The organism is Halovivax cerinus, assembly GCF_024498195.1.
Lineage (GTDB): Archaea > Halobacteriota > Halobacteria > Halobacteriales > Natrialbaceae > Halovivax > Halovivax cerinus.
This window is the reverse complement of sequence record NZ_CP101824.1, coordinates 3493945-3506589: the sequence shown is the minus strand read 5'-3', so window position 1 is coordinate 3506589 and position 12645 is coordinate 3493945. Positions and strand designations below refer to the sequence as shown.

Here is a 12645-nt window from a genome sequence, read left to right as displayed (position 1 = left end):
TTCGCCGGACGACGGTGCCTGTCGAGCGCTTCGCTCGTCGGTGCAATGACTGAGTGCGTCGGAATCGGGGTCTCGACCGCGGCTATGCTCCGGGCGGTCCAGAACACGCGATCGGGGGTGAGTCGGTCGGCGTCGACGACCACAGTCGGTGCGACGGCGACGTCTCCGGCCGAGCGACCGCTCCAGCCGAGAGTCGTGCTGGTGGGGCCCTGCTGGTCACGCTGACGGAGCACGGGCGTGTCACGACCGAGAGAACGGACCGAACGGAGTCGGGTGTCGACGTTACTCGTCTTCGGTCTTGATGTCCGCGGAGAGCCCCTGTGCCATCTCGATCTCCTTCGAGTTGTTCATCGTCCAGGCGGTGCGCTCGGTGACGGCCTCGATGGCCTCTCGGGCGCTCGGGTAGCCGTTGCCCGACTTCTTGACGCCGCCGAAGGGCAGCTGAACCTCGGCGCCGATGCACGGCAGGTTGGCGTAGGCCAGCCCGAGTTCGGCGCGGTCGCGGAAGTAGTTGATCTGGCGGTAGTCCTCGGAGATGACGGCGCCGGCCAGTCCGTAAGGCGTGTCGTTGTGGATCTCGACGGCGCGTTCGATGTCGCCCGAGTACTTCATGAGTGCGACGTGCGGGCCGAAGCACTCCTCTTTGATACAGCGCAGGTCGGAATCGTAGTCGATCTCGTAGACGAAGGGGCCGACCCAGTTACCGTCCGCGTGTCCCTCGGGAATCTCGTCGTCGTCGAGTTCGAAGCGGTCGACGAGCACCTCGGCACCCTCTTTCTCCGCCAGCTCGTTGTGTCGCTGGATCTTCTCGACGTGGCCGGGTTCGATCGCCGGGCCCATGAACGTGTCCTCGTCGAGCGGGTCGCCGACGGAGACCTGCTTCGCCGTCTCGACGTAGCGGTCCTTGAACTCGTCGTAGACGTCCTCGTGGACGATGAGGCGCTCGGAGGAGACACAGCGCTGACCCGTCGTCTTGAACGACGACATGATCGCCGAGTGGACGGCGATGTCCAGATCGGCGTTTTCGGTGACGACGATGCCGTTCTTGCCGCCCATCTCGCAGGCGGCGAGTTTGCCGGGTTCGCCGCCGACCTTGCCGGCGATCTCGTGGCCGACTTCGGCGGAGCCGGTGAAGAGGACCGTGTCGACGCGCTCGTCGTCGGTGATGGCGGCGCCGGCGTCGCCGAAGCCCTGTACCATGTTGAAGACGCCGTCGGGGACGCCCGCGTCCTCCATCATCTCGGCGATGATCTGGCCGCACCACGGCGTCTGCTCGGCGGGCTTCCAGACGACGGTGTTGCCCTCGACCAGCGCGATGGCCATGTGCCAGAACGGGATCGCGACCGGGAAGTTCCACGGCGTGATGCAGCCGATGACGCCGCGCGGTTTGCGGCGCATGTAGGCGTCCTTCGCGCCGACCTCGCTCGGGACGACGTCGCCGTGGGGGTGCCGGGCGTTCCCGGCGGCCCACTCGACCATGTGGTAGGCCTCGACGACGTCTGCACGTCCCTCCGAAATCTCCTTGCCGCACTCTTTGGTGACGACCTCGGCGAGTTCGTCGGTGCGATCGCGCAGTTCGTGGTAGATGTCCCAGAGGTACTCCGCGCGGTCGATGTAGGAGAGGTCGCGCCACTCGTCGAACGCGTCGTCGGCCGCGGCGAGTGCGGCGTCGACGTCGTCTTCGCTGCCCCGGTGGAACGTGGCGATCGACTCGCCCGTCGCCGGATTCTGACTGTCGAACGTGTCTGTGCCTGCGCCGTCGGTCCACTCGCCACCGATGTAGTGGCCGTAGGTTTCGCCGTCGTGACTCATGCTCGGACAAAGGTTCGCCAAGCCGGATGAAAAACCCTGCTATCCGACCGGGGGACGGTCGATCGGGTCCGATCCGATCGGACCGTTCAGTGGCGGTCCAGATCTGCACCCTTCTCCAGTTCGCCGCGGAGGACGGTGCTGTCGAACCCGTGGTCGGGCCGCAGCCGGACGAAGTCGAGAAACTCCCGTGCGGCCAGGAGGGCATCGCCGTCGTAGTACCTGGCTGCGACATCGACGGCGTCACGGGCGCCGATTCGGGGCTCGAGGACGGCCAGCGCGCACGCGAGGTCGTACCCGGAGGTTTCGCTCTGACGGCCCGCCTGGACGCGGGTCGCGTCGATGACGTGCAGGCGCCCCTCGCTCACCAGGAGGTTCTCGGCCCGGATGTCGCCGTGGGCCAGCCCGTTCTCGTGCATCGTCGAGAGCGTCTCGAACAGGTCCGGAGCCACCGTGCGGACGCGCGCTTCGGGGAGTTCGTCGAGCGACTCGAACGCCGGTAGGTACTCGAGGACGAGGACGCCGAGACCGTTGACCTCGAAGACCTCGATCGGTTCCGGGGCGTGACAGCCGATCTCGCGGATACGATTCGTCGCCTCGTACTCGTGTTCGACCATCTCCAGGGGCGTCTCGAAGCGATCGAAGAAGCCGCTCGCGCCCGCCGTGAGCGCGCCGGCGTTTCGACCGGCGGTCAGCAGCGAGTGGACCCTGGTGTTCTGCGTCGAGACGATCTTGACGAACCACTCCTCGTCGATCACGCAGGGTGTGGACAACCAGTTGTCCGCCGTCAGGAACTCGACGCGAACTGCGTCGCGGTCGTACCGCTCGGCGAGGGTTCGGGCGACGAGCTCGAGCCGATCCCAGGCGATAGTCCCGCGGGCGAGCTGGCGGATGTCCATCCACGGGATGGTTTACGGTCAGACGGTATAATCGTCCCGGCGTCCACGGCGAGCGTGGACGCCTTTTCACTCGTCGAATCGGCTGTAGAGGATCGACGCGCCCCACCGATCGTCGCGCCGTCTCGCCGGCGTCGGACTTACCTATCAACTGGGCGAAATCAACACCGTTTTATCAAGCGAGCGTAAATCCGACGACGAAAGACCATGTACGCGATCGACGACCTCGGCGACGCGATCGACGTGACGCGCGACTTTCTCACGCCGATAGACGTGGTTCGGTGGCTCAAACTCGCGGTCGTCGTCTTCTTCGTCGGCGGCGCAGGCGGATTCTCGCCGACCTCGTTCACGACCGGCGATCCGACGGGAACGGGAACGACGCCGACCGAACCGTCGGCGGTCGACTGGCCGAGTCTGACACCCGACGTCATCGCGGTCCTCGCACTGATGGCCGCGATCGTCCTCACGATCTGGATCGTCTTCGGTGTTCTCGGATCGACGCTCGAGTTCGTCCTGATCGACTCGATGCGGTCGGGCTCGGTATCGATACTCTCGGGGCTGGGCTCGAACCTCTGGCGCGGCGTCAGGTTGTTCGTCTTCCGGGCCGTTCTGGGTCTTCTCAGCCTGGTCCTCGTCGGTGTTCCGGCGTACTACCTCGTGTGGCCGATCGACCAGCTGGAGACGATCTCGTTCTCCACGATCGGACAGCTGATCGCGCTCGCGGTCGTCGTCTTCTTCGTCTACGCCATCGTCTCCCGACTGACGACGGAGTTCGTCGTGCCGACGATGGTGGCCGACGACCGCGGCGTCCTCTCGGCCTGGGGACGGTTCTGGACCACGCTCCGCGGGAACCCGGGCGAGTACGTCCTGTACCTCGTCCTGGTGACGGTCGTCTCCATCGCCGCCTCGATCGGTCTGGGGATCCTCATGCTGATCGTCTCCTTCCTCGTCGCGATACCGTTCGTGATAGTGGGCGTGATGCTGGTCATGCTGGGGGAAATCGGGCTCTTCCTGCTCGTGCCGCTCGCCGTCCTCGGGTTCCTCGCGATCATGCTCGTCAGCGCACTGATCAACATGCCCCTCGTCGTCTTCGTGCGCTACTACGCGCTACTCGTCCTCGGGGATACGGATCCCGACCTCGATCTGATTCCCGATCGGCGCCGCGCCGTTCGGACCGGTGCCGACTGGGACGACGGTAACAGCTGGGCCGGCGACGGCGACGACCCGGATACCGGCAGCGACGACTGGGGAACGGATTCGGGCCCGGACTGGAGCGGACCGACCGACGACGATGGAGCCGACGACGCCGACGGCGGCTGGGGCGGGACGGACGACGGCCCCGACGATTCGGACTCGACCGACGAGTCCGACTGGCGGTAGCGGTCCGACGGGGTTCGGTGCGTTTATCTCACGGCTCGCTCTTTGGTCCAATATGAACTTCGAGCTCCCCGAGGAGCACCGGATGATCCGCAAGACGGTGCGGGACTTCTGTGAGGCCGAACTCGAACCGATCGCCCAGGAGATCGAGGACGACCACCGCTTCCCCGCCGAAATCTTCGACCAGCTGGCGGACCTGGACGTGATGGGCGTACCGATCACGGACGAGTACGGTGGTCTGGGCGGCGACACGCTCATGTACGCCGTCGTCGCCGAGGAACTCGGTCGCGTCTCGGGATCGGTGGGGCTCTCCTACGTCGCACACACTTCTCTGGCCTCAAAGCCGCTCGAACTCTTCGGGACCGCCGAGCAGAAAGAACGGTGGCTCCGTCCGCTCGCGGAGGGCGAGTACCTCGGCGGCTGGGCGCTGACCGAACCCGGCAGCGGCTCCGACGCCTCCGACATGAACACCACCGCGGAGAAACGCGAGGCGTCGGACGCCTCGGAACGGAGCGGTGCAACCGCGGAGAAGGACGGCGACGAGTGGGTCATCGACGGCACGAAGCAGTTCATCACGAACGCCTCCGAAGCCGGCTCCGTTCTCGTGAAGGCCGTCACCGATCCCGACGCCGGCTACGGCGGTATCTCGACGTTCATCGTCGATCCCGAGGAAGACGACGGCTTCGAGGTGACCACCGTCTGGGACAAGATGGGGCTGAACGCCTCGCCGACGTGTGAACTCTCGCTCGACTCCGTTCGCGTCCCGGAGGACCGCCTGCTCGGGGAGGAAGGCGACGGCTGGGAACAGACCAAGAAGACGTTGGACGGCGGTCGCATCTCCATCGCCGCGCTCTCGACAGGGCTCGCTCAGGGCGCCTACGACCACGCGACGGAGTACGCCGGCCAGCGAGAGCAGTTCGGCCAGCCGATCAGCGAGTTCGACGCCATCCGGGACAAGCTCGTCGACATGTACCGTAAGACCGAGCGCGCCCGCCTGCTCACGCACAAGGCTGCGCGCCGCTACGACGAGGGGAAACCCGTCACCAAGGCCTCGGCGCTCGCGAAACTCGACGCCTCCGAGGCCGCCCGCGAGGTCGCCGAAGAGGCCGTCCAGGTGCTGGGCGGGTACGGCTACACCACCGACTTCGCCCCCCAGCGCTTCTACCGCGACGCGAAGCTCATGGAGATCGGTGAGGGGACGAGCGAGATCCAGCACCTCGTCATCGGCCGGGAACTCGGGCTGTAATCGTGTGGCTGCTCGCGCTCGGCGTCGGCCTCGCCGCGCTCGGAGCGAGCGGGGTCGTCTTTGCCCCACGGATGATCGAACTCCGTCGCGAGGAGGGCATGATCGACGACGATGCCGCACAGATCACCGACGATGACCGTGTTCTCGTGACCCGCGCCATGGGTGCCGTGTTCCTGATCGTCGGCCTGTTCCTCGTCTTTTCCAGGCTTTCGGGCTAAGGAGCGGTTTCTCACAGCCGGTCTCCGACCTCGGAGATGGGTCTCTCACACGACGGTACTGGTATCACCGCGACCGGCGCCCGTCTGACCGCCTGTGGTGGCTGTAACAATTTTCGCTGCGAATACAGGCGTTCGCTCGCTTCTCTGTCTCTCGCGACTGTCCGACCACGTCATCGGCGAAGACCGACTCACGACGACGAAGACCGAGCACGTCATCGACGACGTTCGGATCTCAGGGCCAGGTGCCGCCCTGTTCGGCGGCGTCGGCGACCCGGGTCAGTGCGGTCACGTACGCCGCCGTGCGCGGGTTGGAGAGGTCGTACTCGGCCATCGTCGCCGTGAGTCGGTCGAAGGCGTCGACGATGCGCCCCTCGAGTTCGTCGTTCACACGCGTTTCACTCCAGGAGTGGCGCTGGCGGTTCTGGACCCACTCGAAGTACGAGACGACGACGCCGCCCGCGTTCGCGAGGATGTCCGGGACGACGAAGACGTCGTTGTCCACGAGAATCTCGTCGGCGGCCGGCGTGGTCGGGCCGTTCGCGGCCTCGGCGACGACGTCCGCTCGCACGTCCGTGGCGAGGTCGGCGTCGATGGCGTTCTCGAGGCCGGCCGGGATCAGGAGGTCGACGTCCATCGTCAGCAACTCCTCGTTCGTTCGTGCCGTCGCACCCGGGAGTCCGACCACGCTCCCGGTCTCGTCTTTGTGGCCCTTGACGGTCACCGTGTCGAGTCCCTCACGATCGACGACGGCGCCCTCGGAGTCGCTCACGGCCACGACGGTCGCACCACGTTCGTCGAGTAGTCGGGCTGCGATCCAGCCCGCGTTGCCGTAGCCCTGCACGGCGACGGTGGCTCCATCGAGCGTTCGTCCGCGGTGAGCGAACGCTTCACGTGCGGCGAGGACGGTCGACCGACCCGTGGCTTCGACGCGACCGGCGCTCCCGCCGCTCTCGATCGACTTTCCCGTGACGACCCCTGGTGCGGTCGTTCCCTCGAGCGTTTCGTAGGTATCTTTGAGCCAGTTCATCTCGCGTGGGCCGGTGTTGACGTCCGGTGCGGGGACATCGCGGTCTTCGCCGATGAGCGGGCGGAGTTCGGTTGCGAACGCGCGCGTCACGCGTTCGAGCTCGTCGTCCGAGTACTCCTTCGGATCGATCACGATACCGCCCTTTCCGCCACCGAAGGGGATGTCGACGAGTGCGCACTTGTACGTCATCCACCCGGACAAGGCGATCACCTCGTCCCGGGTCACGTCGGGGTGGTACCTGATCCCACCCTTGTACGGGCCGCGGTCGCCGTTGAACTGGACGCGATACGCGGGGAATCGGGCGAGGGTTCCGTCGTCGCGTTCGACCGTGAGGTTCGCCTCGAGCACGCGTTCCGGGTGGCCGAGCCGGTCCAGGACGTCCGGCTCGACGTCAATGTGGTCGGCCGCAGATTGGAGTTGCGACCGGAGCGTCTCGAACGGGTTGGTCTGGCTCATGAGACCAGCTAGCACCCGCGCGGGCTTCAATCGCGGTACCGGCGTAAGAATTGCCCAGCCCGTGCGCTCGCCCCAGCGGTCCGTACGAGGGTGAGCCACCGGATGACCGGTCGAATCGTACGACGATCGTTCGTTCGCCGGAACGGATCGCGCGGTCGCCCGACAGGGAGCTGCTTAGTCCCGGACGTCTGCCGCCTCCGCTCGCTCGACGATGCGCTCGGCCTTCGCGATAAGCGGCGCGTCGATCATCTCTCCGTCGACCTCGTAGACCCCTCGATCGGCAGCGTCGGCCTCGTCCGTCGCGTCGAGGACGGCCCGCGCCCACTCGCGTTCGTCCTCGTCGGGAGTGAACGCGTCGTTTATGATCGGGACCTGCGACGGGTGAATCGCCAGCTTTCCGTCGAACCCGTACTGGACGGCTGTTTCCGCGGCGCGTTCGAGCTGCTCGTCGTCGGTGAAGTCCGTCACGAGCGTATCGATGGCCGCCACGTCGTGGGCGGCGCTCGCAACGACGATGCGCTGCCGGGCGTAGGCGACCTCCGAGAGCGACGGTGTCGTCGTCGCGCCGAGATCGACGGCGAGGTCCTCGGAGCCGAAGACCAGTGCGTCGACGGCGTCGACGGCGGCGAGTTCTTCCGCTCGAAGGATCCCCCGAGCGCTCTCGACGAGAGCGAGTATCGGCCACGATTCGTCGACGGCGCTCGCGAGAGACCGGACGTCGGCCGGGGACGCTGCTTTCGGGTACATGATCGAGTCCAGTCGTATCGACGTCGATTCCGCAGTGAGCGCTGCCAGATCGGCCTCCCAGTCGGCGGCCGCCGCATTGATGCGTACGCAGACCTCGCAGTCGGGATCGAACGAATCGTCCGTCAGCAGGTCCCGAACGGCCTCGCGCGCCTCGTCCGTTCGGGCCGGCGCGACGGCGTCTTCGAGGTCGAATACCACCACGTCGGCGCCGGAGTCGGGCGCCGTGCGCATCATCTCCGGGCGATCGCCCGGTGTGAACATGATCGAGCGTCGAGTCATGTCACTGCCTTGTGCGGGTTGTGAGTTGAACGTACGGATTTTCGATGCGAGCCAGCCGCCGGTCCCGATCGGTCGTGCGTCGAATCCATGTCGCAGCCCCATCCGAGATCTATGCGGCTTACGGGAATAATATGTACCAAACACGACGAAATAAATTAAATAGCACCGTCTATAATCGTTTGTTGATGCGTACTGAACGTACTGACGGTCCGGTGGACGCCGGGCGAACGACGAACGGTGACTGTGCATGAACGAGACTCCCGACCGACGGCAGAACGCGACCCGCCGACGGATTCTCCGGGCCTCTGCGACCGGTCTCTCCGGCGCGGCGATGGTGTCGACGGCCGGTGCCAGGCGCGACGGTCGACCGACACGACCCGTGATCAGGAACGGTCGATCTCAGCCCGCGTTCGCCGACTCGACGGTCGTCCGCGAAGACGTCTGGGTCGAGACGGAGGTCGACACCGACGGCTCCGGGTCGCCGGACCGAGTCCACGTCGAGGTGGCCTACCCCGACGACGCCGGCCCGTCGAATCCGCTTCCCGTCGTCGTACAGCCGAGCCCATACTACGGGGGACTCAACCAGGGGTCCTCGCACTCGATGGACGACGAACTCTACGTGCCGGAGGAGACGAACGGTCGACGGAGCGCTCGGGGTGGCTCTGAAGATGCACTCATCACGTCCGAGGACGACCTCCTCGAGTTCACCGGCTCCGAGGGTACGCCGATCGGACCGAGCGACTACGAGGATGAGTTCCTGCCGCGAGGATTCGCCTGGGCGTACGCGGCCTCCATCGGCACTGAACAGTCGACCGGTTGTCCAACCATCGGCGGCCCGGCGGAGATCGATGCCATGAAGTCGGTCGTCGACTGGTTCAACGGTCGCGCGACGGCCTACACCTCGCGATCCGGTGGCTCGACCGTCGAGGCCGACTGGACGAACGGGGCGACCGGCATGCTCGGCGTGTCCTACAACGGCACGCTCCCGAACGGGGTCGCCTCGACCGGTGTGGACGGTCTCGAAACGATCGTTCCGATCGCCGCGATCTCGAGCTGGTACACGTACTACCGCGCGAACGGCGCCGTGATCGCGACCGGCCCCGGCGCCGGCGCTGCGATGGACACCGATTCGCTCTTCGACTCGGTCATCACACGATCCGGCTCGTACGTCTGTGACTCCGCTCGCCAGGACCTCATCGACCGACAGGACCGACTCACCGGCAACAAGAACGACTTCTGGGACGAGCGCGATTACGTTCTCGACGTCGACCAGGTCGAGGCGTCGGTGCTGGTGGTCCACGGCCTCCACGATACCAACGTCAAGACCAGAAACGCCGGACGCTGGTACGATGCCCTGACCGAGGGACAGGCCGACACGGACCATCGGATGTGGCTGATGCAGGCCGCGCACGCAGATCCGATTGAAGAACACCCGAACCCCTGGATCGATACGCTGAACATCTGGCTCACCCACTGGCTGCAGGAACCGGGCGACGCCCTCGACGATGTCCCGATCGCGACGGTCGAACGCCCAGACGGGTCGTTCGACGAGTACGACGCCTGGCCGCACCAGGACGTAGATGTCGTCTCCGTCTCGCCCGATCCCGCCGGTGACGGTGCTGGCCGGTTGACGACCCTGCCGCGGATCGGCGATCCGAGCACGGAGTCGTTCGAAGACGATCCATCCACGCCGACATCGTCGCTCGTCGACGACCTCGATTCGCCGTACTCGCTGGTCTATCGAACCAACCAGCTCCAGACGGATCTGCACGTCTCCGGAACGATCGAGCCAAACCTGGCGCTCTCCTGTGACGAACCGGCCGCGCTCATCACCGCAATCCTCGTCGACTACGACCAGTACGACAACGGTTCGATCGTCTGTCGCGGCTGGATGAATGCGAACAACTTCGAGTCGCTCTACGAGTCCTATCGTCTCGATTCCGACCCAGGCCGCTACCGCGCTCGGTTCCCGATGCAGGCGGACGATTACGTCTTCGAGTCGGGCCACCGTCTCGGGATCGTCCTCAGATCGAGCGACTACGACTTCACCAAACGACCCTCGCACTATCCGGAAGTGACGCTCCTGCCCGGCTGGAGCAGTTTCGACGTCCCGGTCGTCGGCGGGCTCGATGCGTTCAGGGACGCGAATAGTTCCTGAGGGGGACTGTTCGCCCTCAGGGGGACCGTTCGATCGTCTTCGATTCGCTTATTGTCCGGTTGAACGAACAGTCTCGCATGACTGGACGCTACTTCGAGGAGTTCGACGTCGGGGAGACGATCGAGCACGAACGACGCCGGACGATCTCCGAGAGCGACAATCAGCGCTTCTGCGACATGACGATGAACCAGCAGCCGCTGCACCTGGACGACGAGTTCGCCGCCGAGACCGACTTCGGCGAACGGCTGGTCAACGGTCTCTACACGATGTCGCTCGCAGTCGGCATCACGATCCCCGAAACGACCGACGGAACGATCGTCGCGAACCTCTCGTACGACGACGTCGAACACCCGAAACCGGTGTTTCACGGCGATACGATCCGTGTCACGTCGACGGTCACCGAGAAGCGAGAGACCTCCGACGGCGAGCGCGGCGTCGTCACCATGCACGTCACGGTGTACAACCAGGACGACGAGATCGTCTGCGAGTTCGATCGGACGGTCCTCTCTCGCAAACGACCGGCTGAGTGACGGCTCTCCGTCCGTTTCGCCCATACTTCGTATCGTGCCCGCGTCGGGTTCGGACGGGACCATCGGACCGACACCGTCCGTCGACAGGATCACCTAGCTTTTTGCGTCTCACCCCGGAGTGAGACGCATGGTCGATGTCCTCGACAACAAACGCGTCGCGACGCGTCTGCGCATCCTCGTCGAGATCGCCGAACGCCAGCCGGCCGTCAGTCAGAGCGAAATCGCCGACGAGGTCGGCGTGACGAGCCAGGCCGTAAGCGAGTACATTCGAGAACTCGTGGACGAAGGGTTCGTCGAGAAGGAAGCGCGGTCGCGCTATCGCGTGACCAACGAGGGCGTCGACTGGCTCTTCCGGGCGTCGGAAGCTGTGCGGCGATTCGCCGACCACGTCACCGAGGACGTCCTCGGGGCCGTCGACGAGGACGCTGCCATCGCGACAGACGCTATCGTCGAGGGCGAGACGGTGTCGCTTTCGATCCGCGACGGTCACTTGCACGCGTCACCTGGAGAATCTGGCGGGGCGACCGCCATCGCGACGACCGACGGGGCGGCCGGGAGCGACGTGGGCGTCACAGGGTTCGAGGGCGTCATCGAACTCGATCCGGGAACCGTCGAAGTGTTGCAGATTCCACCGGTTCGGGCCGGTGGATCGACTGCGGTCGATTCGGATTCGCTTTCCTCGGCCGTCGAGCGGGTCGATCTCGTCGCAGCCAGCGGTGTCGAGTCCGTCGTCGCGCTCGAGTCGATCGACGTCGATCCCGCTGTCACCGTCGCCGCCGGTGCCGTCGCGTCGGCGGCGGCCGAGCGGGGCCTCGACGTCCTCGTCGCGGCCACGCCGGACGCCGTCGGTCGCATCACGGACGAACTTCGCGACAGCGACGTCTCCTACGAAGTCTCAGACGCTCAGGGAACCGAGAATCGGTAGTCCCTCGCCGGGTGCGACGGTCACCCGATGTAGCGCAAATCGTCCTCGCTCGGCACGTCCATCGTCGCCTGGGATTCCATCTCCCGGATCTTGCCCATGACCGCTTCCATCTCCTCGGCGCGCTCGTCGAGCGAGTCGTACCCGATTTCGAACCCGAGACGTGACTCGAGTACGGAGAGGACGGCCCTCGCGCTCTTCGGGTCGACGAGGTAGCCGCTCGTCTCACCCATCAGACAGGCGGCCGTGAGGTCGCGTCGGGCGCCGAGACCCAGCAATAGTCCGGAGACCCCGACGATGCCGCCTGCCGGTTCGTCCTCTCGGAACTCGACGCCGGCCGATTCGAGGTCGTCGATCATCTCCTCACCAGTGACGGCGCCGACGACGTCGTACGTCTCGATCAGTTCGCCGGTGGGAACGCCGCCGAGCGCGTAACACTCGCTGACGTCGAAGGATTCCGCGACGTCGAGGTACGCCTCGGCGAGCGTGTAGTGACCTTCGCCGTGCTGGGCCTGGTGATCTCCTGTGTAGACGAGCAGGTCCCGGCCGCCAGTGTCCGTCACCGCGTGAACCTCCGTACAGGTGAGCGACGCGACGCCGTCGTCGACCGACACCTGGGGTGGAAAGGCGGTCGAGTAGAGACGGCGGACGAGCGTCGATTCGTCGTCGAACTCTTCGAGGAGGTGATCGGCGGCCAGGGCACCGACGTGGCCGACGCCCGGCAATCCTTCGATCAACACCGGGTCGTCGAGGCTCGGTTCCGCGACGACCTCGATATCGAGTTCGTCCATACCTCTACGAGCGACGGCGTCGCTTAAGTGCGCGTCGGTACTCGCCGACGCGATCGTCCGGCGAGAACGGCGCCGGAGCGCTGTTTTCGGTACGCTCGCCGCAGAACGGACAGGTGTCGGAGAGGGTGTACACTGGTCTGTCGTGTTCGTGCGTCCGACAGACGCGGATATCAGATTTCACGGGCCGGT

Annotated in this window: 12 protein-coding genes; 6 read left to right on the top strand and 6 right to left on the bottom strand. The window is 65.7% G+C overall.

The window, feature by feature from the left end; all coding sequences use genetic code 11:
* Nucleotides 1–282: 282 nt before the first annotated feature.
* Nucleotides 283–1812: an aldehyde dehydrogenase family protein gene (locus NO366_RS16605; RefSeq protein ID WP_256531899.1), complete on the bottom strand. Its 1530-nt coding sequence runs from the start codon at nt 1810–1812 to the stop codon at nt 283–285.
* A gap of 86 nt (nt 1813–1898) precedes the next feature.
* Entirely contained in the window at nt 1899–2708 is an 810-nt protein-coding gene (locus NO366_RS16600; RefSeq protein ID WP_256531898.1) for an RIO1 family regulatory kinase/ATPase domain-containing protein, read from the bottom strand.
* 204 nt (nt 2709–2912) lie between these two features.
* Here NO366_RS16600 and NO366_RS16595 point away from each other — a divergent pair, with 204 nt between their 5' ends.
* The 3 genes from NO366_RS16595 to NO366_RS16585 are packed head-to-tail and all read left to right on the top strand — an operon-like array spanning nt 2913 to nt 5546.
* Nucleotides 2913–4085 (top strand): DUF7544 domain-containing protein, encoded by a 1173-nt coding sequence (locus NO366_RS16595; protein WP_256531897.1) that lies wholly within the window; start codon nt 2913–2915, stop codon nt 4083–4085.
* A 52-nt stretch (nt 4086–4137) separates the two neighbouring features.
* Nucleotides 4138–5328, top strand: a complete 1191-nt coding sequence (locus tag NO366_RS16590; protein WP_256531896.1) for an acyl-CoA dehydrogenase family protein — start codon at nt 4138–4140, stop codon at nt 5326–5328.
* 2 nt (nt 5329–5330) lie between these two features.
* Nucleotides 5331–5546, top strand: a complete 216-nt coding sequence (locus NO366_RS16585; RefSeq protein ID WP_256531895.1) for a hypothetical protein — start codon at nt 5331–5333, stop codon at nt 5544–5546.
* Between the two features lie 232 nt (nt 5547–5778).
* On the opposite strand, the gene NO366_RS16580 is transcribed toward NO366_RS16585, so the two are convergent.
* Both NO366_RS16580 and NO366_RS16575 read right to left on the bottom strand, forming a co-directional pair.
* Nucleotides 5779–7029: a Glu/Leu/Phe/Val family dehydrogenase gene (locus NO366_RS16580; RefSeq protein ID WP_256531894.1), complete on the bottom strand. Its 1251-nt coding sequence runs from the start codon at nt 7027–7029 to the stop codon at nt 5779–5781.
* Nucleotides 7030–7203: 174 nt separating this feature from the next.
* Nucleotides 7204–8055, bottom strand: a complete 852-nt coding sequence (locus NO366_RS16575) for an HpcH/HpaI aldolase/citrate lyase family protein (protein ID WP_256531893.1) — start codon at nt 8053–8055, stop codon at nt 7204–7206.
* A gap of 247 nt (nt 8056–8302) precedes the next feature.
* Here NO366_RS16575 and NO366_RS16570 point away from each other — a divergent pair, with 247 nt between their 5' ends.
* From NO366_RS16570 to NO366_RS16560, 3 genes are all read left to right on the top strand, one after another.
* Complete coding sequence (locus tag NO366_RS16570) at nt 8303–10213, top strand: CocE/NonD family hydrolase (RefSeq protein ID WP_256531892.1); 1911 nt, start codon at nt 8303–8305, stop codon at nt 10211–10213.
* A 50-nt stretch (nt 10214–10263) separates the two neighbouring features.
* Nucleotides 10264–10743, top strand: a complete 480-nt coding sequence (locus NO366_RS16565) for a MaoC family dehydratase (protein ID WP_343217333.1) — start codon at nt 10264–10266, stop codon at nt 10741–10743.
* Nucleotides 10744–10870: 127 nt separating this feature from the next.
* Entirely contained in the window at nt 10871–11668 is a 798-nt protein-coding gene (locus tag NO366_RS16560) for a DUF7839 domain-containing protein (RefSeq protein ID WP_256531890.1), read from the top strand.
* 20 nt (nt 11669–11688) lie between these two features.
* Here the strand turns inward: NO366_RS16560 and NO366_RS16555 are convergent, their stop codons facing one another.
* Nucleotides 11689–12456 carry a proteasome assembly chaperone family protein gene (locus tag NO366_RS16555; protein WP_256531889.1) on the bottom strand — a complete coding sequence of 256 codons (768 nt, stop codon included), beginning with the start codon at nt 12454–12456 and terminating at the stop codon, nt 11689–11691.
* Nucleotides 12457–12460: 4 nt separating this feature from the next.
* A complete protein-coding gene (locus NO366_RS16550) occupies nt 12461–12637 on the bottom strand; it encodes an RNA-protein complex protein Nop10 (RefSeq protein WP_256531888.1) in 177 nt (58 codons plus the stop codon).
* Between the last annotated feature and the right edge of the window lie 8 nt (nt 12638–12645).

Bases quoted from the DNA above. Each gene is read 5' to 3' on its own strand.
- NO366_RS16580 (WP_256531894.1), bottom strand. From the start codon at position 7,029: ATGAGCCAGACCAACCCGTTCGAGACGCTCCGGTCGCAACTCCAATCT.
- NO366_RS16590 (WP_256531896.1), top strand. From the start codon at position 4,138: ATGAACTTCGAGCTCCCCGAGGAGCACCGGATGATCCGCAAGACGGTG.
- NO366_RS16570 (WP_256531892.1), top strand. From the start codon at position 8,303: ATGAACGAGACTCCCGACCGACGGCAGAACGCGACCCGCCGACGGATT.
- NO366_RS16595 (WP_256531897.1), top strand. From the start codon at position 2,913: ATGTACGCGATCGACGACCTCGGCGACGCGATCGACGTGACGCGCGAC.
- NO366_RS16555 (WP_256531889.1), bottom strand. From the start codon at position 12,456: ATGGACGAACTCGATATCGAGGTCGTCGCGGAACCGAGCCTCGACGAC.
- NO366_RS16605 (WP_256531899.1), bottom strand. From the start codon at position 1,812: ATGAGTCACGACGGCGAAACCTACGGCCACTACATCGGTGGCGAGTGG.
- NO366_RS16600 (WP_256531898.1), bottom strand. From the start codon at position 2,708: ATGGACATCCGCCAGCTCGCCCGCGGGACTATCGCCTGGGATCGGCTC.
- NO366_RS16575 (WP_256531893.1), bottom strand. From the start codon at position 8,055: ATGACTCGACGCTCGATCATGTTCACACCGGGCGATCGCCCGGAGATG.
- NO366_RS16560 (WP_256531890.1), top strand. From the start codon at position 10,871: ATGGTCGATGTCCTCGACAACAAACGCGTCGCGACGCGTCTGCGCATC.